The organism is Paenalcaligenes suwonensis (assembly GCF_011290505.1).
Taxonomy (GTDB): domain Bacteria; phylum Pseudomonadota; class Gammaproteobacteria; order Burkholderiales; family Burkholderiaceae_B; genus Paenalcaligenes; species Paenalcaligenes suwonensis.
Genome location: NZ_JAANPV010000003.1, coordinates 110,248 through 132,221, shown reverse-complemented (window position 1 = coordinate 132,221; position 21,974 = coordinate 110,248). Strand labels below are relative to the sequence as shown.

The following is a 21,974-nucleotide window of genomic DNA, read 5'->3' as shown; positions in this document are numbered from 1 at the left end:
GTTTAATTGGCAAAGACTAATATTCTAAAGCCTTAATGAGGCCTTGTAAAGTGTCTAAGCCGGAATCCGCACAGTAGTAGCGGGACGAAATAGCTAATGGCGCATGCAAACATGAGCCCTAGCAGATAAAGTAAGCGTACGGCGGGTTGTGCGCGTAGTGCTGTCCAGTCTATGTAGTGGGAACCAGCCCACAGTACCGCCCCTAGAATCAGTAAGGCGGGTAGTACACGAGCAATAAACAGTCCCCAACCTGGGCCTGGGCGGTACAAACCACGCTTATGCAGCAAGGTTAATAGTACCAAGGCATTAATGCTGGCACCTATACCAATAGAGAGCGCTAAGCCAGCATGCGCAAATGCAGGAACCAGCACCACGTTCAATAGTTGCGTCAGAATGAGCACCACAATGGCAATTCTAACCGGGGTGCGTATGTCTTGGCGTGCATAAAAGGCAGGAGCTAGAATTTTCACTGCCAATAAGCCTAATAAACCTACAGAGTAGGCTGCTACGGCTGTACGTGTTTGCGCAACGTCGAAACTGCTGAACTCGCCGTAGTGAAAGAGGCTCGCGACTAGAGCATCTGCAATTAAGGCGAGGGCGAGTGCGCAGGGTAAGCCAAACAAAATAATGAGCTTTAACCCCCAGTCCAATAGCTGCTGGTATTGTTGTGTGGAGTCACCGGCATAGGCAGCCGATAGTTTGGGTAATAACACGGTACCTAACGCTACCCCAAGCAAGGCCGTGGGGAATTCCATCAAGCGATCAGCAAAAGATAGCCACGTTACGCTACCGGGCGTAAGCCATGTCGCAATGTTGGTGTTAATCAGCAAAGATATCTGCGCAACCGATACACCGACGATGGCGGGAATCATCTGCTTCATGATGTGTTGCACAGTGCTGTTTTGCCAGGCACCTCGTATGTTTAGGCTAAAGCGAGGCAGTAGCCCTAAGCGATGTAAGGCTAGCCACTGCACTGCCAGTTGCAATACGCCACCTATCATTACCCCTACTGCGAGCGCATAAACGGGGGTTTCAAAGTATGAGGACAGCAGTAGGCTGGCACCAATCATGCTGATATTGAGCAAGATTGGGGTGAAAGCCGGTATGGCAAACCGGCTCCATGTGTTTAGTACACCCGAGGCGAAGGCCACTAAAGACATGCACAAGATGTAGGGGAACATCATGCGCGTCATCCAGATGGCTGCATTAAATTCAGTTTGTCGCTCTGCGGCGCGTAAGCCGCTGGCCATAAGGCTTACCACCCACGGGGCGGCTAAAATACCTAGTAGGCTCACAAGCATCAGTATGGCTGTCAGTAGCAGGGCTACTTGATCTAATAGCGTGCGTACTTCGTCGTGGCTGTTGTTCTTACGTGCATTGCCTAGGATGGGCACAAATGCTTGTGAAAATGCACCCTCGGCAAATAACCTGCGTAGCAGGTTAGGGATGCGAAATGCCACCCAAAAAGCGTCAGTGAGTGGCCCGGCCCCAAAGGTGCGAGCAATAAGAATATCGCGGGCGAGGCCGGTAATGCGGGACAGCAGCGTAAAGCTGCTGACCGTTGCTGCTGATTTAAGTAAACCCATTAGCGCGGAGCCATGCGGATAGCGCCATCCAATCGAATGGTTTCACCGTTAATCATATCGTTGTCAATAATGCTCAACGCCAGTTTTGCGTAGTCTTCCGGTGTGCCCAGACGGGATGGGAACGGAACGCTAGCCGCCAAAGAGTCTTGTACTTCTTGAGGGAAGCCGAACATCATTGGGGTGCCAAAAATACCGGGAGCAATCGTGACGCAACGAATACCTAACTTGGCGAGGTCGCGTGCGATAGGCAGTGTCATGCCTACTACGCCACCTTTGGATGCGGCATAAGCGGCCTGACCAATTTGGCCTTCGTAGGCGGCAACCGAGGCGGTGTTGATGAGCACGCCGCGTTCTTTGGTAGGCAGTGGTTCGTTGTTGCTCATGGCTTGGGCTGCCAGACGGTTCATGTTGAATGTACCGATCAGGTTAATGCCAATCACTTTTTGGAATAGTGCTAAGTCGTGAGCGCCTTCGCGTCCCACGGTGCGTGATGCGGGTGCAATGCCAGCGCAGTTAACCAAGCCGTAGAAATTGCCCAGTTCTACTGCTTTATCAATCACGCGTTGTGCGTCGTCAGGGCTAGTGACATCGCAATGCACGAAGTGTTGGTTGAGTTCTTTAGCCAGTGCTTCGCCGGCTTCATCTTGTACGTCTGCAATCACTACTCGGGCGCCTTGTGCGCAAAGCTTTCTAACCGTGCCTGCTCCCAGACCGGATGCTCCGCCCGTTACAACAAAAGTATGATTTTTTACCTGCATGAAAGTCTCCGTTAATTACAAAAAAATCCGGCTTTGCCAGTGCCGGATTTATGAATGTAACGTTCTCTGGTTTAGCTGTTTAGCGCTGCCAGAATACGTGCCTTGATTTCCTCTACTGTGCCTACTCCGGAGATTTTACGGTATTTAGGCGCTTTGGCGTCACCTGAGTCAGCCCAGCTAGAATAATAATCAACCAAGGGACGTGTTTGATTGGCGTATACATCCAATCGGTGGCGCACGGTTTCCTCGCAATCATCGTCACGTTGAATCAGTGCTTCGCCAGTAATGTCATCCAGGCCTTCCGTTTTAGGAGGGTTGAAGCGTACGTGGTAAGAGCGTCCGCTTGCCGGGTGTACACGACGACCACTGATGCGCTCAATAATATCTTCGCTTGGCACATCAATTTCAATGACGTAATCCAATGATACTCCGGCATTTTTCAACGCATCAGCTTGAGGAATGGTACGAGGGAATCCGTCGAACAGGTAGCCGCTGGCACAGTCTTCCTGAGTTAGACGGTCTTGTACTAGACCAATAATGATGTCGTCTGATACCAGTTTGCCGGCATCCATCACAGCCTTGGCTTCCAGACCTAATGGTGTCTGTGCTTTAACGGCTGCGCGAAGCATGTCGCCCGTGGAAATCTGAGGAATGGAGAATTCCTGGGTGATGAAAGTGGCCTGGGTGCCTTTCCCGGCACCGGGTGGACCGAGCAGTATCAGTCGCATACGTTCCTCCTGAGGAAAGTGATTTTTTGATTTGTGGGTATGCCGCAATGAATGCGACAAAAAACTAAATAATATGCGCTAACGGAAAGGCCCTATAGGCTATTCCTCACGATATTCCGTACTTTTTCCAGATCTTCGGCAGTATCAATGCCCGGAGCTGGTGGGTGAGCTGAACGGCTAACCACAATGCGGTAACCATGCTCAAGTGCACGCAATTGCTCCAGCAATTCTATTTGCTCCAAGCTGCCTCTAGACAGGGTGGGGAACACTTGTAGAAAGCTGGTGCGGTATGCGTAAAGACCAATGTGCTGAAGGGCGGGTAGCCCATCCGCTAAACGTTGTTTTCCATCAGACAATGCCTCGCGTGCCCATGGGATAGGGGCGCGAGAAAAATACAGGGCGTGATCAGCCTGATCCACCACGATTTTGACGGTATTGGGGTTGAAAAGGGTCTCTGCCTCGGTGATGGGCACGCCTAGTGTGGCAATGCTGGCGCTGGGGGTTTGCGCCAGTGTGTGGGCAACCTGATCGATCAGCGAGGGATTAATGAGCGGTTCGTCGCCTTGTACGTTCACAACAATTTGCTCAGGTGCTACAGCAAGTGTGCGCACAACCTCGGACAGGCGGTCTGTGCCTGTGGGGTGGTCTGGGCTGGTGAGTACGGTTTCTAGGCCGGCTGATCGCGTGACGTGTGCGATTTCTTCAGCGTCGGTGGCGACAATAACGCGGCTGGCGCCAGATTTCAGTGCTTGCTCGGCGGTGCGTACCACCATAGCTTTGCCACCTATGTCTAGCAGTGCTTTATTGGGAAGGCGCGTAGAGGCAAGTCTAGCGGGGATAACGGCAATGAAGCTCATGCGTTATCAGTCTGGGTATCCAGAGGGCGAGCTTCGTTGATCAACATGACGGGTATGCCATCACGTACGGGAAAAGCCAATTGATCAGCATCGCAGATCAATTCCTGATCCTCGGGTTGATACCGCAATTGGGCCTTACATTGCGGGCAGACCAGAATATCGAAGAGGCGGCGTTCCATATGGGCTCCGGCTATACAGCAAAACAAGTAATCAAACAGTGACCCAGCAGTAATGCTGGCAATGAGCATATTAATGCCGTTGCAGTATTTCTAACAGGGGGGTGTGCCAGTCAGCTCTGGAAAAAAGCGCAGAAACTTCGGTGATCCAGATGCGTTTATCGGCAAACTTTTTACATTTTACGGCATCTTTTGGGGTGATTAGTATGAAATCTGCGTCAATTTTCCCAAAAGGGCTGTAACTATAGTCGTAGTGGTCTGGTAAAGACAATGGGGACTGAGGGTTTACCCCAAATTTCTGTAGCATGGAAAAAAACCGCTGAGGCTGTCCTATTGCGGCGACGGCGCTCACCGTTTTGCCACTAAATAGGGACAGCGCTTCGTCGGGGGAGAGGCATTGCCCAGTTTCTAGGTTGCGAAACGCAGTAGGCCAAAGTTGCATACCTACATGAGGTACTCCCTGTATGTACTCAGGCGATGTGCTGATGTCACTCCCTGTTTGCTGCGTCACAATTAGGTCGGCATGTTGTAATTGCGAAGGCAAATCGCGCAGTGGGCCAGCGGGAATGAGTCTGCCATTACCTAGGCCGCGTGCATCTTGCACCACGACTTGTGCGACACGCCCTAACTGCAGATGCTGTAGGCCATCGTCGGCAATCACCACATCGATCTGAGGAAAAGCCTGATTCAGTGCTTGCAGTGCGAGTATGCGTTTAGGGTGTACAGCTACGGGTACGCCGGTCTCTTTAGCGATTAGCGAGGGTTCATCACCTAAGTAATTGGCTTCCGTGTTTTGTGCCGAGAGGTGGGCGTGCTCGCCTATGCGTACACCATAGCCGCGACTAATGACGCCAGGTGTATAGCCGTGCTGACGTAAGGCGGTGATTAGTGCTAGCACCACCGGCGTTTTCCCTGCGCCACCTACGACTAAGTTTCCCACCACAATCACAGGAGTGTGGCTGGTATAGACGGCGTCAGGGTGCTGTTGGTAATAGCGCCGCTTGCGCTGCACAATGCATTGGGTGATACAGGAAAGCGGAAATAAAAGGGTGCTGAGCAAGCCTTTACGTTGCCACGCTTTGTGTATGTGTTGGCTAAGAAAGCTGTGAATACTCATGGCGTGGCTTGTGTGGCAAAGCTGATTTTGGCAAGCTGCAAACGTTGCGCAGCTTCTAGCACGCGCACTACTGATGCGTGTGGGGTGGCGCTGTCCGCATAAATCAGCAGTGGCTGTTGTGCAGATAGCGCTTGCAGTGCTTGTTCTAGGGCTTGGGCAGAGTGGCCATCAATGCTTTGGCCATTCAAGGCGTACAAACCGTCTTGGCTGATCGCCAAAATGTTGCTGTTTTCAAGTGCGGCGGCTTGTGTGACTTGAGGCAGTGTTACGTCTAGTTTTTGTATTTGTGTAAATGTCGTTGTAGCCGTTAAGAAAATCAATACCACCAGCAAGACATCAATCAAGGGAATAAGATTGATGTCTATGGGGGATGCTGAAGGGGAAAAACGGCGCTTGAAGTTCATGTTTGTCGCGACTCTATTAAGCGGTTAAGTCGGCTGGCTTCGTATTCCAGTCTATGCAAAATAAAGTCGGCGCGTGCGCTAAAGAAACGGTGTGCGATCAATGCCACGATGGCAATCAAAATACCAAAGCCGGTGTTATACAGGGCGATGGATATCCCTTGTGCGAGTTGGGATGGATCGCTGCCTTGGGGCTGGTAGGCGCCAAAGAGTTCAATCATGCCTATAACCGTACCGAATAAACCTAATAGCGGGGCGATGACGGCAACTGTAGCAAGTGCGCCTAGGTAGCGGTGTAGTCTGAACGCTAGGTCGCGACCTACTTGCTCGGCGGCTTCTTGTCTGGTGCTGGCGGGTTGGTTTTGTAAGCTTAGGATTTGGGCGCTTAGCATGCCAAAACCGCTGTCTTGTTGCAGTTCTGTTAACTGGTTTTGCGCCACGATGGGCTGAGAGGCCAAGTCGAACGCGCGCTGTAAGGAGCGCTCAGACAGATAGTAGCGATGGCGCAAAGCCAAGCTGCGTTCAAAAATCAGTGCTACACCTATAACGGATGTGGCAATGAGCAACCAGATAGGCCAGCCAGCGGCAGCCAGAATAGAAGACACGTTAATTTCCCTGCGTAACGGTGGCGGGGCCATGAAGCCCAAAACTCTTTTTATTATAATAGAGGCTATTCTAGTGGGGGTGTTTTGGTACAGATCTCTGCATTTTGTGAAGAAGTGTTTTGAGTTCAGTAGCTTAGCCAGACTATCCACAAAATCTGTGGATAATTATGTGCATAAGAGCATTCAAAGGCCGCTGCGACAAGGCTTAGAAGTTCAGTGGTCAAAAAAGTCCCATTTTTTTATATTTTCGTTTTTTTGTTTTATATCAATAGGTTGTGGTTGATAATTGTGGCGAGTTCTGCAAATGATGGGTCATCTAAGCGCAACATAAGAAAATAATGAGCAAGAGGCTACATGTGGAAAAAGCGGCATCTGTCAAGCTCTGAATGAAAAGGATATGTATATGGAATCCGTCATTACGGTAGGGGCGTTGGCACGTCAAGTTAGTACGCTTTTGGGCGAATATTTTTCTCGGGTATGGGTAAAGGGGGAGATTTCCAACTTTACGAGAGCCGCGTCTGGGCATTGGTACTTCACGATTAAAGATGATCAGGCCGCCGTGAAAGCTGTAATGTTTAGGGGCCGAGCTTCTATGGTTTCCTTTACGCCAGTAGTGGGTGAGAAGGTAGAGCTATTAGCTGCCGCCAGTCTATACGAACCGCGTGGCGATTTTCAGTTGCAAGTAGAGGCCATGCGCAGGGCGGGGGTTGGGAACTTGCATGAGGCCTTTTTGCAGCGTAAGCAAAAATTGCAAGATGAAGGTTTGTTTGATCCTGAGCGTAAAAAAGCCATTCCAAGTATGCCGCGTAAACTGGGGGTGATTACCTCGTTGGGAGCGGCGGCTCTGCGAGATGTGTTGACTGCGGTAGAGCGCCGGTTACCGCATGTGGAAGTGATTATTTATCCTGCGTTAGTGCAGGGGGATGCGGCGGCAGCGAGTTTGTGTAAAGCGCTAGAAACAGCCGTGCAGCGCAATGAGGTGGATACCTTATTGCTGGTGCGTGGGGGCGGTAGCCTAGAAGATTTGTGGTGTTTTAATGATGAGGCGTTGGCGAGACTTATCGCAGCAGCACCTATACCGATTATCAGTGGGGTGGGGCATGAAACAGATTTCACCATTGCTGACTTTGTCGCCGATCTACGAGCACCCACACCTACGGCAGCAGCGGAGTTGGCAGGACACAGTCAGGCGCAGTGTTTGCAGCAGTTGCAAGGACTACTGAGTGCGTTGCAGCATAGGCAAGGTCGTATTTTGGAACGCGCGTGGTTACGATTGGATCGCACGCGGGCTGGGCTGATCTCGCCAGAGCAAAAGCTACGTCAGCAGCAGCAACGCTTAGAAGCGTTACAGCATAGGTTGCAGCAGCGCGTGCACACTCAGCTAGAAGCCCATAGATGGCGTATAACGAAGCTACACAAGCAGCTTCAGCAGGCTACTCCCGAAGTGGAGTGGCAGCAGCGTTTATTGGCCACATTGGAAAATAGGTTGGTACAACATATGCCTGCTGAGTTGAAGCGTCAGCAGCAGCGAGTAACGGCCTTACAACAAACCCTGCAAGCATTAAGCCCAATGCATGTTTTAGAGCGCGGCTATGCTATTGTTCGCAATGAAGCAGGGCAAATTGTAAAAAATGCGCTAGACTTGAGCAATAAAGAACAGCTTGATATTCAGCTGGCTCAAGGCAGTTTACAGGCCGAAGTGAAACAAACTCGGGTTCTGTTTTGAGCTTCTAATCGGGTGAGTGTTCACCCTTTTTTCTATAACATCAATAGGGAATAGATCATGGCTTTTACTCTTCCATCTCTTCCATACGATATGTCCGCTCTGGAGCCACACATCTCCAAAGAAACGCTGGAGTATCACTATGGCAAGCACCACCAAACTTATGTGACTAACCTGAACAATCTGGTTGCTGGCACAGAATTTGAGAACGCTTCTTTGGAAGAAGTGGTGAAAAAATCGTCTGGTGGCGTATTTAACAACGCTGCTCAGGTATGGAACCACACTTTCTACTGGAACAGCCTGTCTCCTAACGGTGGCGGTGCTCCTACTGGCGCATTGGCTGATGCTATCAATGCAAAATGGGGTAGCCTAGAGGCGTTCAAAGATGCATTCACAAAATCTGCAGCGGGTAACTTCGGTTCCGGCTGGACATGGTTGGTGAAAAAAGCTGACGGTAGCCTGGACATCGTAAACACTAGCAATGCTGGTACTACGCTGACTACTACTGATGTAGCGCTGTTGACCTGTGATGTATGGGAACACGCTTACTACATCGATTACCGCAATGCTCGTCCTAAGTACCTAGAAAACTTCTGGAACTTGGTGAACTGGGATTTCGCAGCGAAGAACTTGGCTGCCTAATGCTATTTTCATAGCATTTGCCCAACAAGAAAGGCCCTGATCGTTTATAGATCAGGGCCTTTTTGTTTGAGGAGCTTGGCTGGGCTTACAATAGCAGCGTGACAGACTGCATTAATGAGCTATGCCTGTAACGCGGTCGCCCACGCTAATGCCTTGCTGACTGAACCAGCCTTGGTTCATTTCTAGCGCGTAGAAGGCGGGTTGAGTGGGGCAATGCGAGGTTAGGTCTAAGGGTGCCATATCCAAAATATCGGTAATGGTTCCGTTGGGCGATATAAATGCAATGCTAAGCGGGATAAGTGTGTTCTTCATCCAGAAGCAATGATATGAGGCTTCTTCGAAAACAAACAACATCCCGCTGTTAGGGGCTAGGCTTTCTCTGTACATTAAGCCTACGGCTCTGGATTCGGGAGTGTCGGTTATCTCGATATTAATTGTTTTGTCATTAATTGTAATTTCTTGAAATTTATTTGTTTGCTCTGCAAAGGATATGTTTGAGCTGGTTATGAATAAACAAATAACAAGAAATAAGAAATAAAAAACAGGGCGATTTCGCCCTGAGTAGTCTTGTTGCATAATGGTATTAGCTATTATTGTTTATGAGGCATTAGGCCGCTGTGATGTTCAGCGCTTGCTGACCTTTAGGGCCTTGAGCAATCTCAAAGAGGACCTTTTGGCCTTCCTTCAGAGTTTTGAAGCCATTCATCTGGATGGATGAGAAGTGGGCAAATAGGTCTTCACCGCCATTGTCTGGGGTAATAAAACCGAAGCCCTTTGCATCATTGAACCATTTCACGGTACCAGAGAGTTTGGGTGCTTCAGAAGGAGTTGCTGTGGTTAAATCAGACATTACTAATGCCTCTCAAACAAGTGAATTACATACTACATACCCGATAAATCGGGCAGAGAACCTAATCAAGAAGTTGATATATTAATTCAAATCTTGGAATAGTTGCATATTAGATTAAGAATGAATAAATAATCAATTATGGAAATTACCTAGCTTTATGGTTACGCATTTAGAAAATCAGAAAGAAACGGTGCTAGAAAGAGAACACACTGATTTAGCACCACCTCCTAAGTATCAAGTTGTTTTATTGAATGATGATTACACGCCCATGGATTTTGTTGTGGCTGTGTTGCGCAGGGTTTTTCATAAAACAAATGCAGAGGCCGAAAGTATCATGTTGAAAGTGCATCATGAAGGGCGAGGCATCTGTGGTGTTTACACGCGAGATATCGCAGCGACTCGCGTGGAAATGGTGCGGCAACTAGCGGTTGCACATGAGCATCCACTTCAATGTATTATGGAACCAGTGTCAGATCTTTGATGCACATCATGGATGTTTATCTTTAGGATGGTTTGGTCATAGAATAAGGTCTGATGCAGTGTTAATTTTTGCCGTGCAGGAGGAAGCGTGATCTCCGAAGAACTTGAAGTTAGTTTACATATGGCTTTTGTCGAGGCCCGTGCGGCACGACATGAATTCATCACGGTAGAACACCTGTTATTGGCATTATTGGATAATGCTGCGGCAGCTGAGGTTCTGCGTGCTTGTGCAGCCAATCTAGAGACATTGCGGCAAAACCTGAAAAAGTTTATTGCCGAAAATACTCCCATACATCCAGGGGAAGGGGATGTGGATACGCAGCCCACTTTGGGGTTTCAGCGAGTGATCCAGCGTGCCATTATGCACGTCTCCTCTAGTGGGCAAACCAAAACCGAAGTAACGGGCGCTAACGTGTTGGTGGCTATGTATGGCGAGAAAGACTCCCATGCGGTGTACTACTTGCAACAACAAGGTATTAGCCGCTTGGATGTGGTGAATTACTTGTCGCACGGCATTGCCAAGTCTGGTGCGGCTGCCGAGCCCACAGCTCAAGCCGCCAACAAAACAAGTGGGCCAACTGATGCGGGCGCGCAGCGCAGTACATCAGACGCTCAAAAATCTCCTCTGGACCTTTACACGACAAACCTTAACGCCGAAGCAGGCTTGGGGCGTATTGACCCGTTAATCGGGCGTGAAAAAGAAGTAGAGCGTGTGATCCAAGTGTTATGCCGCCGCCGTAAGAACAATCCTTTATTAGTGGGTGAGGCGGGGGTAGGTAAAACAGCGATTGCCGAAGGTTTGGCACTGCGTATTGTGCAGGGCGCTGTACCCGACTTACTGGAAGAGGCCACCGTTTACTCCTTAGATATGGGGGCGTTGCTGGCCGGTACTAAGTATCGTGGTGATTTTGAGCAGCGTTTGAAAGCTGTGCTTAAAGATTTGGGTGAGCAGAAGCACGGCATTCTTTTTATCGATGAAATTCATACCTTGATTGGCGCTGGTTCGGCTTCAGGTGGCACGTTGGATGCGTCTAACCTGTTGAAGCCAGCGTTGTCCTCTGGGAAGTTAAAGTGCATGGGGGCTACTACCTATGCCGAATACCGCGGGATTTTCGAAAAAGATCACGCGTTATCACGCCGTTTCCAGAAAATCGATGTGGTGGAGCCTACAGTGGCTGAAACCGTGCAAATCTTGCGCGGCTTAAAAGGCCATTTTGAAGCACACCATGGCGTGCGTTATACCAATGCAGCCATTGCTGCGGCTGCCGAGCTTTCGGCACGCCACATCACGGATCGCTTCTTACCCGATAAGGCTATTGATGTGATAGACGAGGCGGGCGCTGCCCAGCGCTTGCTACCAAAGTCGCGTCAGAAAAAAACCATAGGCAAGCAAGATATACAAGCCACCGTGGCACAGATTGCACGTATACCGCCTCAAAACGTTTCTAGCGACGATAAGCACAAGTTGGCAACACTAGAGCGTGACCTGAAGTCTATGGTCTTTGGGCAAGGTACTGCGATCGAGGCATTGGCAAGCGCCATTAAGATGTCGCGCTCTGGCCTGGGGCGCCCTGATAAGCCTATTGGCTCTTTCTTGTTCTCTGGTCCTACCGGGGTGGGTAAGACTGAGGTGGCGCGTCAGCTAGCATTTGTGCTGGGCATAGAGCTATTGCGCTTTGATATGTCGGAGTACATGGAGCGTCACGCGGTATCGCGCTTAATCGGTGCACCACCAGGTTATGTGGGCTTTGAGCAAGGTGGTTTACTGACTGAGGCCGTGACCAAACAGCCGCATTGCGTATTGCTATTGGATGAGATTGAAAAAGCGCATCCCGATATTTTCAATATTTTGCTGCAAGTTATGGATCACGGCACTTTAACGGATAACAATGGCCGTAAGGCTGATTTCCGTAATGTGATTTTGGTGATGACTACCAACGCAGGGGCCGAGACGCTCAGTAAATCCAGTATTGGGTTTATGCAAAGCCAATCCGCTGGTGACGAAATGGCAGATATTAAGCGTTTGTTTACGCCAGAGTTCCGCAATAGGCTGGATGCTATTGTGAACTTTAAGCCGTTGTCTAGAGAAGTCATTCTGAAAGTGGTTGATAAGTTCTTGTTGCAACTAGAACATCAACTCAACGAGCGACGTGTGGATGTGGTCTTTAGTGACGCATTGCGTGAGCACTTAGCTGCTAATGGTTTTGATCCAGCGATGGGGGCACGACCTATGCAGCGCTTAATTCAAGATACCATTCGTAGAGCGTTGGCTGATGAGTTGTTGTTTGGTCGCCTAAGTGATGGTGGGCATGTAGAGGTTGATCTGGATGAGGGCGGCAATGTGGTGCTGAAGTTTGGCGACACGAGCAAGCCTGCGGCAGAGCATGCGCAGCCGTCGGATACTGAAGCTGAGTTAATCGACTAACCCACATGAGCGCGAATCACCTGCACGCATGCCCACAATGCGACGCATTGCACATAGATGTGGACTTGCAGGCAGGTGAGTCGGCCGTGTGCGGCCAATGTGCTTCAGTGCTGGATAAAGCCTCCTCCCTGACAGTGTCGGGGTGGTTGGCGCTAGTGCTGGGTGCCATCATTTTGTTTTTATCGGCTAACGTAGCGCCGGTAGTGCATATCACGTTGCAGGGGCATCATATCAGCCCTAACTTTCCCGAAGCGATAGCCTTAAGTTGGCAGCAAGGACACTATTCCTTAGCTGTTATGGGCGGCTTGTTGGGCGTGGTGTTTCCGCTTTTGATGTTGTTGTTTCGCTTTTGGGCCTTGTTGGTTATTCGCGGTGGGCGCACGCCCTTAGACTTTGCGCTGGGGCTACGGGTGTTAGGTATTTTGCAGCATTGGTCACTGGTGCCGGTAGTATTCTTGGCGATGATCGTGGCACTGGTGAAATTTGCTGGTTTGGCTCAAGTAGAACCTGCTTACGGTTTGTGGGCCTATGCCGCTTTGATGCTGGTGTATACTTCTGCCTCGCGTTTAACCGTACAGAAGTTGTGGAATTTGGCGGCTGAAAAAGGCATGGTGCTGCTCAGTGTGCCGGTGAATCCCGACGATTATATTGGTTGCTCGGTGTGTGGTTTGGTACAAACCACGCCAGAAGACGGCGACCAATGTTTGCGTTGTAATGCTGCGTTGCATAAACGTAAACCGGATATGCAAAACAGAGCATGGGCCTTTTTGCTTACCGCAATGCTGTTATATTTACCCGCTAATATTTTGCCTATTATGGTACTAAACACGCCTATGGGGTCATCGTCTCATACGATTTTAGGTGGGGTCATTGAGCTGTGGGAAAGCAACTCCGCTGATTTGGCGTTGATTGTATTTACGGCCAGTATTGTTGTGCCATTTACGAAGTTTGTGGCGATGGTGGTGCTGTTGTGTGGTGCGCACCGCTGGAAAGGGCGGGTGGTGCAACGTCAGCGTACCCGTATCTATGAGCTGGTAGAGTTTATAGGTCAGTGGTCCATGTTGGATGTGTTTGTGGTGTTGTTGTTGGGGGCGATGGGGAATTTCCCCGGGCTGTCACAAATCATTCCTGGCACGGCGGCCTTAAGTTTTGGTTTGGTGGTGGTGTTGACCATGCTGTCAGCACTGAGTTTTGACCCTAGGGTAGGCTGGGATTCACGTACTGCACAGCAGCGACCTATTAAAGCTATTCGGGAAAGTAGCGACTTGAAGGTAGAGTAACTATGCAAACAGACGATCAGGACAGCGTATCGACGCAGCCAGAAGCGCCTACCGCGCGGCCGGTTCGTGAGCCCACGCGCGTACAGCGCGAGAAAAGACGATTTTCGTGGATATGGCTGGTGCCTATTGTGGCATTAGTCGTAGGTGCGTCGGTACTGATCCGGCACTGGGTTAACACGGGCCCAGTGATCACCGTGAGCTTTATTGCTGCTGAAGGTATTCAGGCTGGGCAAACAGAGCTGCGCTATAAAGATGTGGTCATCGGTAATGTCACTGGGGTGACGGTGGCACCTGACCGTAAACAGGTGTTAGTGCATATACAGTTGCATAAGGACGGTGCGGACTATATCACTCAGGCTGATTCTAAGTTTTGGGTAGTGCGTCCCCGATTGGGCATTAGCGGTGTGTCTGGCCTAGGGACTATCTTATCGGGTGCTTTTATTAGCGTAGATGCGCCCTCAAAATTAGATACTAAAGCGGATCCAGTCACATCCTTTGTGGGATTGGAAATTCCACCAGAAATTAGTAGCAGTAGCCCTGGTACGCGCTTTAGCTTGTTAGCCCCAGATTTGGGGTCGCTAGAAATAGGCTCGCCGGTGTACTTTAGGCAGGTTAATGTAGGTCAAGTGCTGGGCTATAGCTTGGATGATCAAGGTAGAGGGGTGAATATTCAAGTGTTCATCAATGCTCCTAATGATCGTTTTGTGACTGAGGCTTCACGATTTTGGAACGTGAGCGGCATTAATATGTCGTTTAATGCCGATGGCTTTGCGGTAAGCACGACGTCGGTGATTTCGCTGTTGTCGGGTGGTGTGGAGTTCAGCATGGGTGACGAGGGTGAGGACGCTCCTCGCGCTAAGTCCGGTGCAACCTTTGAGCTCTTCCCTGGCGAAGCACAAGCACAAGCTAGACCTGATGGCGAGCCGTTTGAACTGGTGTTCCACATGTACCAAAGCGTTCGCGGTTTGAAAGTAGGTGCCTCTATTGACTTTCAAGGGATGGAGTTGGGTAAAGTTACCAGTATAGAAATGGATTTGGATGCCGATAAGCGGCGCTTCTATACCGTGGTACGTGGGAATATCTACCCAATGCGTTTGGGCTCAATCTATGAACATATTAAGAGCAATCTAGCAGGCGATGACGAACCTGTGCGTAGCTTTGTCTCTACCTTGGTGAGCAATGGCTTGCGTGCGCAGATGCAGACAGCAAACTTGCTGACTGGCCAACAGTTTATTGCGCTGGATTTCTTCCCCGGAGCAGAAAAGGTAGCGTTTAATGCCAGCAGCACACCGTTAGAAATTCCGGTGATCAAAGGCGATTTTGACCGCTTGCAACAACAAATCTTGTCTATTGTGAACAAGCTGGAGGCATTGCCATTGGATCAGACTGTGAAGTCGCTGAATGCAAGCTTGCAGCAGTTGACTGACTTGACCAAAAAATTGGATAACGGTTTGGTGCCTGTAGCCGCCGATACTTTGAAAGCGGCTCAGCAAGCCTTAGCAAGTGCCAATATGTTGTTGTCGGAAAACTCTCCGATGACAGGTGGGATTGAGCAGTTGATGCTAGAAATGAATCGTACCTTAAGAACCGTAAATGGCTTGGTTGAAGAACTGCAAAGCCAGCCATCGTCATTATGGCGTGGCAGATCAGCAGATAAGTTACCGGAGGCTAATTGATGAAAGCAAAACTTGGTGTGATGGTCTCTTCTTTGCTGTTGGTGGCGTGTTCTACCGTTCCTAGCCCACGTTTCTTTAGCTTGGTACAGGAGCAGCAAGCTCCTGTCGCTCAGGCAGCCAACAAGGCGGTGCTGGTTCAGACGGTCAAAGTGCCAGCGCAATTAGATAGAAAGCAAATTGTTCTGGATTTGGGTACGGCGCAAGAGGTGCAACTGCTGAATGATTACCAATGGGCAGCCGCTTTAAGTGAAGAGTTACAGCAAGCCTTAAGCGTGAACCTTACGCAGGGTTTGGGCGTGCCTAGTGCTGAAATGAGCCGTCAGGAAGACCGTATCCCTTACTGGCGCATTGATGTGGATGTGCAGCGCTTTGAGTCCAAGTATGGGCAGTCTGTACGCCAAGAGTACTCATGGCGATTAAGCCCTGTGCATTTTCAGGGTAATACCATGCTATGCCGCATTACGTTACAGCAGCCTGCGGGTAGTGGGGTAGAGGGATTGGCTCTGGCGCACCAAGAATTAGTGCAGCGTTTCAGCCTAGTGATGATGCAGCAAATGCAATCTGGGCAAGCGCCGCAGGCTGAGGGAGTGATCCAAAGCCTGCAGTGTTTGAGTTAACTCGTAGGTTTTACGCGCGGCCTGTGCTGCCAAAGCCGCCAGCGCCGCGTGAGCTGTCTTCAAAGTCTTCTACGATGTTCAGATCTAGCTGAACTACCGGTACTACTACCATCTGAGCAATACGCTCCATGGGGTTAATGGTGAATGTGGTTTGGCCACGGTTCCAGACAGACACCATCAACGGGCCTTGGTAATCAGAATCAATTAAACCCACCAAGTTACCTAGTACTACACCGTGTTTGTGGCCCAAACCCGAGCGTGGCAGGATCATGGCTGCATAGGCAGGATTAGCAAGGTGCATGGCCATGCCTGTAGGGATCAATTCGCAGGCACCAGGAGCCAACTCAAGCGGCTGATCCAAGCAAGCACGCAAGTCTAAACCAGCAGAGCCAGGTGTAGCGTAAGTGGGCAATTCAGCGCGTAGGCGCTCATCCAGAATCTTGATGTTAACGGTTTGCATAGTCAAAAATTAGGGTTCCAGTTGAAGGGCGATGCGCTGTATTAGCTTGCGGGCAGCAGTAAGCTTATCCGTAGCAGGCCACGCGTCATGACCTTGTTCATCAAAAATAACCAGTTCAGTGTCGTCAGCGTGCATGGCGCGTTGTGCTAAGTTGCCGACTAGCAATGGAATGTTTTTACGTCGACGTTTGGCCTCGGCAAAGCTCAGTAACTGCTCGGTTTCGGCTGCAAAGCCTACGCAGAAAGGTCTGTCAGCAAGGGCAGCCACCTCGGCCAGAATGTCGGGGTTGGGGGCAAACTCTAACTGAGGGCTATCTTGTGTTTGGTTTTTCTTTAGCTTTTGATCGCTGGCATTGGTCACATACCAGTCGGCAACGGCTGCGACCGCAATGAATACATCGCTGTGCGGTGCTCGTTGCATAACGGCTTTGTGCATGTCGCGGGCGCTTTCAACGCTAATACGTTGCACGGCATAGGGAGCAGCCAGATTAACAGGGCCAGAAACTAGCTCTACCTCAGCGCCAGCCTCTCTAGCGGCTTGGGCAAGCGCGTAACCCATTTTTCCGGAAGAACGGTTGGTAATCACGCGTACCGGATCAATGGCTTCGCTGGTAGGGCCAGCAGTAATCAGTACTTTTTTACCTTTCAACAGTTTGGGCTGAAAGAAAGCACGTATTTCACTAAGCAATTGATCGGGTTCTAGCATGCGCCCATCACCAAACTCACCGCAAGCTTGATCGCCATGACCAGGGCCCAAAATAATGACACCGTCTTCACGCAGTTGTTGGATATTGCGCTGTGTAGCGGGGTGCGCCCACATTTCGCGGTTCATGGCAGGAGCTACTAGCAAGGGGCAGTTGCCACGCGCCACGCATAGCGTGCTAAGTAGGTCGTCGGCGAAGCCGTGCGCTAGTTTAGCAATGAAGTCGGTGCTGGCAGGGGCGATCAGAATGGCATCAGCTTGACGACTAAGCTGTATGTGGGCCATGTTGTCATTGGGGCGGGAATCCCAAATATTGCTAAATACTGGGCGCCCAGACAAGGCTTGCATGGTGACAGGAGTGATGAATTGCTCGGCGGCAGAAGTCATCACCACATCAACGCTTGCGCCTAAGTCTTTAGTACGGCGTACCAGCTCAGCAATTTTGTAACAGGCAACGCCTCCTGTGAGGCCAAAAACCAGGTTTTTCTGGGTTAGCTCGCGCATGGTCGTGTGTCCTGAAAGATTAATCGTCTTGGGATTGACGCTGTTTACGTACGCGAAGAAACTCGTCAATCAACAATAGAATAGCACCGCACGTGATGGCGACGTCTGCAATGTTGAATGCTGGAAAGTACCAGCCTTTCCAATGAAACAGTAGGAAGTCGACGACATGGCCATGTAGCAGGCGGTCGATAACGTTACCCAAGGCGCCACCCAAAATGAGGCTTAAGGACGCGCAGAACATCCGTTGACCGGGGTTGCGGCGTAGCCAATACAAAATAAGGGTGCAGGCAACAGCGGCGATGCCTAAAAAGAACCATTTTTGCCACCCAGATCCACCTGCCAAGAAGCTAAATGCTGCCCCGGGGTTGTAGAGCAAGGTAAAGTCAAAAAATGGGAATACAGTCCAGCGCTCTGCGTAAAGCAGATTCTGGTTGAAATAGCTTTTGCTTTGCTGGTCAACTAAGACGATGACCAACGCAAGCAATAGCCACCCCCAGAACAGCCGGCGATCAGCCGGCTTACTGGGGTTGCTGAGGTTATTAGCGACAGGCTCAGGCATAGTGTCTAGGTTCGCCATCACCAAATAGGTTTTCTACACAGCGACCACACAGAGTGGGGTGATCGGTGTGACTACCTACATCTTCACGGTGGTGCCAGCAACGCTCACATTTCTCTTCTTCGCTAGCTGAAACCGCTATGCGCAGTGCATCGGCTTGATGCAGCGTGGCACGGGATACCATCATCACAAAGCGCAGGTCGTCGCCTAGACTAGCTAAGATTGGGTAATCGGTTGCATCAGCATAGATATCCAATTCAGCCGCTAACGAAGAACCAATTTTGCCAGCGCTACGCACGTCTTCGATGTGTTTCATCACATCAGAACGAATAGCACGTAGACGCAGCCATTTTTGGCTTAGTGCATCGTTATCTGCCATCTGGGGGAAAGTGTGGAACACTTCGGTAAAGATGGTCAGCGGTGGTGTGGCCTCATCGCAGTGCAAGTCTTTCCATGCCTCTTCTGCTGTGAAGGACAGGATAGGAGCCATCAGCTTCAGCAAAGCGTGGGTGATATGCCAAAGCGCTGTCTGTGCTGAGCGACGAGCCAAACTGTTTGGCGCGGCGGTGTACAGACGATCTTTTAGAATATCTAGGTAGAAAGCCCCCAAGTCTTCCGAGCAGAAAATCTGCAAGCGGGAAACGATAGGGTGGAATTCATACACCTTGTAATGTGCTTGTACTTCGGCCTGCATGCTGGCAGTCATATCCAGCGCGTAGCGGTCGATTTCCAGCATCTTGTCTAGGTCTACACCGTCTTTGGCGATATCGAAATCGGCTACGTTACCGAGCAAGAACTTCAAGGTATTGCGGATACGGCGGTAGCTTTCTACCACGCGTTTCAGAATTTCGTCGGAAATGGACAGCTCGCCAGAGTAGTCGGTGGAGGCAGTCCATAGACGCAAGATCTCAGCACCCATCTTGTCGGCCACGGTTTGCGGCAGAATGATGTTACCGATAGATTTACTCATCTTACGGCCTTCGCCATCCACCACAAAACCGTGTGTGAGCAAGGCTTTGTACGGGGCGCGGCCATACAGCATACAACCGGTCAGCAACGAGGAGTGGAACCAACCACGGTGCTGATCAGAGCCTTCCAAGTACAGGTCAGCGGGCCATGTTAGCTGTTCTGAGTGGGAGCCTTTGATTTGATCATCATTGTCGCCGCCCAATACGGTTGCGTGTGTAGAACCGGAGTCAAACCATACGTCCAGAGTGTCACGGTTTTTCTCGTAGAACTGAGCCTCGTCACCTAAGAATGTGTTGATGTCTAGCTCTTGCCATGCCTCAATGCCTTTTACCTCAACAAGCTTAGCCACTTCTTCCATAAGCTCGGGAGTGCGTGGGTGCAGTTCGCCAGTTTCTTTGTGTACAAAGAAAGCCATAGGTACACCCCATTGACGCTGTCTGGACAGTGTCCAGTCAGGGCGGTTGGCAATCATGGCGTGCAAACGCGCATGACCCCAAGCGGGGTAGAATTTTGTCGCGTCTACCGCTTCTAGCGCCATTTCACGCAAGGTGCGACCTGTGCTGTTGGCTTTATCCATGCCAGCAAACCATTGGCTGGTGGCGCGATAGATAATAGGCGTTTTGTGACGCCAGCAGTGCATGTAGCTGTGCGTGTTCTTTTCGAACTTCAGCAACGAACCGGCTTCTTGCAGTGCTTCCACAATTTTTGGGTTGGCGTCCCAAATCATCATGCCGCCAAACAACGGCAAGCTACTCGCGTATACGCCATTACCCATTACTGGGCTGATGATGTCTTTATCGTCTAAGCCGTGTTTTTTGCAAATTTGGAAGTCATCAATACCATAGGCAGGTGCGGAGTGCACTACACCAGTACCGGAGTCCAGTGTCACGTACTCAGCGCAGTACGCTGGTGACAAACGTGCGTAACCGGGGTCCACGTCGTACAAGGGGTGGCGGAACTCCAAACCCTCTAAATCGCTACCAATAGCGCGGGCGACGATCTTACCACTGAGCTTCCAGCTTTCTAGGCAGCTTTCTACCAAGTCAGAGGCCAACAGTAAGTATTTACCTGTGCTGCGGGCTTCGTCCAACTCTACTAACGCATATTCTTCTTCTGGGTGAATATTCAGAGCTTGGTTGGATGGAATCGTCCAAGGTGTAGTCGTCCAGATAGCAATGGCACCGTCTACGGCGACCGGGTGCTTGAAGGCTTTAGCAACCAGCTCAGGCTGGTCAAAGCGGAAGGCTACAGAAATAGAAGGGTCGGTACGGTTGGCGTATTCCACTTCGGCTTCAGCCAATGCGGATTGACAGTCAAAACACCAGTTCACGGGTTTCAGACCACGGAATACGAAGCCTTTTTGCATGATTCTGGACAGCACGCGCAGTTCGTCTGCTTCGTTGCTGTAGTTCATGGTCAGGTAGGGGTTATCCCATTCGCCCAGTACGCCCAGACGTTTGAAGTCTTTACGTTGATGGTCGATTTGCTCAAGCGCGTAGGCGCGAGCTTTGGCTTGGGTTTCCGCAACAGGCAGGTTTTTGCCGTACAGTTTTTCAATCTGTACTTCAATAGGCATACCGTGGCAGTCCCAACCCGGAACATATTGCGCATCAAAGCCAGCCATGTTGTGGCTTTTGACAATAATATCTTTCAGAATTTTGTTGGCAGCGTGCCCTAGGTGCAATGACCCGTTGGCGTAAGGAGGACCATCGTGCAATACGAATTTTGGACGTCCTTTGCTGGCGGCACGAATGGCCTCATAGACTCTGTTTTCCTCCCATTCGGCAATCCAGCCGGGTTCACGTTTAGGGAGGTCTCCCCGCATTGGAAAGGGAGTGTTGGGCAGGTTTAGGGTGTTTTTATAGTCCATTGACAACAAAATACTCGCGAGCCTGTTGCGCATCGTTCTCGATGGCAGCAGTCAAAGTTTGGAGATCAGGGAATTTTTCTTCTTCCCGTACAAAGTTTAGAAAATCAACCTTCACCAGTTTACCGTAAGCGTCGATATTGATGTCGAGTAAATGTACTTCCAACAATAGCGCTCCGGTGTCGGTGACGGTGGGGCGTACACCTAGGCTAGCTACACCAGGTAAGGGGGTGGGGCCAAGGCCATGCACGCGTACAATATATATACCAGAGCGCGCTGCACAGTGCTGGGGAACTGGAATATTTAATGTGGGGAAGTTGAGGGTGCGTCCCAGCTTTTGTCCATGGATGACATGGCCGCTAAGCTGGTAGGGCTGACCTAATAGTTCTGCGCTACGCGTCATATTGCCTACAGCCAGCAACGAACGAAGCTCGCTGCTTGAAATGCGGTGCCCGTGCGAGTCAGCAATATCCTCAATGGTTTGCACCTCAAAGCCCAAGCGTTGGCCGTATTCTTGCAGTAACGCAACCGTGCCCTGACGCTGGTGACCAAAGCGAAAATCTTTACCTACTAGCAGCCAGCGCGTGTTTAAACCCTCAACCAGAAGTTGTTGTATAAACTGCTCGGCTCGCATATCGGCGAACGCATGATCGAATTTTGCCAGTACAATTTGCGCCATTCCGTGGCATGCGAGCAACGATAGCTTGTCACGCAGACTGCTAATTTGGGTGGGCGCAAGTTCGGGCCTGTTTCCGCGTTGTGCGAAATACGCCCTTGGATGTGGCGTAAAAGTAATGGCAGTAGGCGTAAGATCGCGAGCAACGGCTTCGCTGCGTACCTTTTCCAATATGGCCTGATGACCTAGGTGTACACCATCAAAGTTGCCAATGGTGACGGCGCTGGGCCGTGATGCGTCAAAGCGTGGCAGTGTGCGATAAATGGATAAAGCGGATTTCACGGTTTGATGAAGGTTAAGCCAGTTTGAGTAAAGGAAA

Annotated in this window: 22 protein-coding genes; 7 read left to right on the top strand and 15 right to left on the bottom strand. The window is 50.4% G+C overall.

Annotated elements, in window-relative coordinates; all coding sequences use genetic code 11:
• Positions 1-32: 32 nt before the first annotated feature.
• The 8 genes from murJ to GY634_RS05795 form a co-directional block, all read right to left on the bottom strand.
• Positions 33-1,586, bottom strand: coding sequence for a murein biosynthesis integral membrane protein MurJ (gene murJ / locus GY634_RS05830; RefSeq protein ID WP_166407615.1), 1,554 nt, complete (start codon positions 1,584-1,586; stop codon positions 33-35).
• Entirely contained in the window at positions 1,586-2,344 is a 759-nt protein-coding gene (locus GY634_RS05825; RefSeq protein ID WP_166407614.1) for a 3-hydroxyacyl-CoA dehydrogenase, read from the bottom strand. The genes murJ and GY634_RS05825 overlap by 1 nt, the downstream gene beginning before the upstream one ends.
• Before the next feature lie 71 nt (positions 2,345-2,415).
• Positions 2,416-3,072 (bottom strand): adenylate kinase, encoded by a 657-nt coding sequence (adk, locus tag GY634_RS05820; RefSeq protein WP_166407613.1) that lies wholly within the window; start codon positions 3,070-3,072, stop codon positions 2,416-2,418.
• 92 nt (positions 3,073-3,164) lie between these two features.
• On the bottom strand, positions 3,165-3,929 hold the full coding sequence (gene kdsB, locus GY634_RS05815; protein WP_166407612.1) for a 3-deoxy-manno-octulosonate cytidylyltransferase: 765 nt from the start codon (positions 3,927-3,929) through the stop codon (positions 3,165-3,167).
• Entirely contained in the window at positions 3,926-4,108 is a 183-nt protein-coding gene (locus GY634_RS05810; RefSeq protein ID WP_166407611.1) for a Trm112 family protein, read from the bottom strand. The genes kdsB and GY634_RS05810 overlap by 4 nt, the downstream gene beginning before the upstream one ends.
• 70 nt (positions 4,109-4,178) lie before the next feature.
• Positions 4,179-5,222: a tetraacyldisaccharide 4'-kinase gene (gene lpxK, locus GY634_RS05805; protein WP_166407610.1), complete on the bottom strand. Its 1,044-nt coding sequence runs from the start codon at positions 5,220-5,222 to the stop codon at positions 4,179-4,181.
• Positions 5,219-5,626: an ExbD/TolR family protein gene (locus GY634_RS05800; protein ID WP_166407609.1), complete on the bottom strand. Its 408-nt coding sequence runs from the start codon at positions 5,624-5,626 to the stop codon at positions 5,219-5,221. Before GY634_RS05800 ends, lpxK begins: the two co-directional genes overlap by 4 nt.
• Positions 5,623-6,228, bottom strand: a complete 606-nt coding sequence (locus GY634_RS05795; RefSeq protein WP_242683619.1) for a MotA/TolQ/ExbB proton channel family protein — start codon at positions 6,226-6,228, stop codon at positions 5,623-5,625. Before GY634_RS05795 ends, GY634_RS05800 begins: the two co-directional genes overlap by 4 nt.
• A gap of 397 nt (positions 6,229-6,625) precedes the next feature.
• Between GY634_RS05795 and xseA the strand changes: the two genes are divergently transcribed.
• Together xseA and sodB are read left to right on the top strand one after the other, a co-directional pair.
• Positions 6,626-7,954, top strand: coding sequence for an exodeoxyribonuclease VII large subunit (gene xseA, locus GY634_RS05790; protein ID WP_423227289.1), 1,329 nt, complete (start codon positions 6,626-6,628; stop codon positions 7,952-7,954).
• Positions 7,955-8,011: 57 nt separating this feature from the next.
• Positions 8,012-8,593, top strand: a complete 582-nt coding sequence (gene sodB / locus GY634_RS05785; RefSeq protein WP_166407606.1) for a superoxide dismutase [Fe] — start codon at positions 8,012-8,014, stop codon at positions 8,591-8,593.
• A gap of 111 nt (positions 8,594-8,704) precedes the next feature.
• On the opposite strand, the gene GY634_RS17320 is transcribed toward sodB, so the two are convergent.
• Together GY634_RS17320 and GY634_RS05775 are read right to left on the bottom strand one after the other, a co-directional pair.
• The gene (locus tag GY634_RS17320) at positions 8,705-9,169 is read right to left on the bottom strand and encodes a DUF192 domain-containing protein (protein ID WP_166407605.1); all 465 of its coding nucleotides are present in this window, start codon (positions 9,167-9,169) and stop codon (positions 8,705-8,707) included.
• Positions 9,170-9,200: 31 nt separating this feature from the next.
• Positions 9,201-9,443 carry a cold-shock protein gene (locus tag GY634_RS05775; protein WP_166407604.1) on the bottom strand — a complete coding sequence of 81 codons (243 nt, stop codon included), beginning with the start codon at positions 9,441-9,443 and terminating at the stop codon, positions 9,201-9,203.
• 157 nt (positions 9,444-9,600) lie between these two features.
• Here GY634_RS05775 and clpS point away from each other — a divergent pair, with 157 nt between their 5' ends.
• The 5 genes from clpS (at position 9,601) to GY634_RS05750 (ending at position 15,921) form a co-directional block, all read left to right on the top strand.
• Entirely contained in the window at positions 9,601-9,924 is a 324-nt protein-coding gene (clpS, locus tag GY634_RS05770; protein WP_166407603.1) for an ATP-dependent Clp protease adapter ClpS, read from the top strand.
• 87 nt (positions 9,925-10,011) lie between these two features.
• Positions 10,012-12,348 (top strand): ATP-dependent Clp protease ATP-binding subunit ClpA, encoded by a 2,337-nt coding sequence (clpA, locus tag GY634_RS05765; RefSeq protein WP_166407602.1) that lies wholly within the window; start codon positions 10,012-10,014, stop codon positions 12,346-12,348.
• A gap of 5 nt (positions 12,349-12,353) precedes the next feature.
• Positions 12,354-13,628, top strand: a complete 1,275-nt coding sequence (locus GY634_RS05760) for a paraquat-inducible protein A (protein ID WP_166407601.1) — start codon at positions 12,354-12,356, stop codon at positions 13,626-13,628.
• 2 nt (positions 13,629-13,630) lie between these two features.
• A complete protein-coding gene (locus tag GY634_RS05755) occupies positions 13,631-15,304 on the top strand; it encodes a PqiB family protein (protein ID WP_166407600.1) in 1,674 nt (557 codons plus the stop codon).
• On the top strand, positions 15,304-15,921 hold the full coding sequence (locus tag GY634_RS05750) for a PqiC family protein (RefSeq protein ID WP_166407599.1): 618 nt from the start codon (positions 15,304-15,306) through the stop codon (positions 15,919-15,921). Before GY634_RS05755 ends, GY634_RS05750 begins: the two co-directional genes overlap by 1 nt.
• Positions 15,922-15,931: 10 nt before the next feature.
• Here GY634_RS05750 and dut read toward each other — a convergent pair whose 3' ends face one another.
• The 5 genes from dut to GY634_RS05725 are packed head-to-tail and all read right to left on the bottom strand — an operon-like array spanning position 15,932 to position 21,937.
• Entirely contained in the window at positions 15,932-16,381 is a 450-nt protein-coding gene (gene dut / locus GY634_RS05745) for a dUTP diphosphatase (RefSeq protein WP_166407598.1), read from the bottom strand.
• Between the two features lie 9 nt (positions 16,382-16,390).
• A complete protein-coding gene (coaBC, locus tag GY634_RS05740) occupies positions 16,391-17,587 on the bottom strand; it encodes a bifunctional phosphopantothenoylcysteine decarboxylase/phosphopantothenate--cysteine ligase CoaBC (protein WP_166407597.1) in 1,197 nt (398 codons plus the stop codon).
• A gap of 19 nt (positions 17,588-17,606) precedes the next feature.
• Complete coding sequence (gene lspA / locus GY634_RS05735; protein ID WP_423227288.1) at positions 17,607-18,164, bottom strand: signal peptidase II; 558 nt, start codon at positions 18,162-18,164, stop codon at positions 17,607-17,609.
• On the bottom strand, positions 18,139-20,982 hold the full coding sequence (gene ileS / locus GY634_RS05730; RefSeq protein WP_166407596.1) for an isoleucine--tRNA ligase: 2,844 nt from the start codon (positions 20,980-20,982) through the stop codon (positions 18,139-18,141). The genes lspA and ileS overlap by 26 nt, the downstream gene beginning before the upstream one ends.
• Positions 20,972-21,937, bottom strand: coding sequence for a bifunctional riboflavin kinase/FAD synthetase (locus tag GY634_RS05725; RefSeq protein ID WP_166407595.1), 966 nt, complete (start codon positions 21,935-21,937; stop codon positions 20,972-20,974). Before GY634_RS05725 ends, ileS begins: the two co-directional genes overlap by 11 nt.
• Positions 21,938-21,974: the final 37 nt, after the last annotated feature.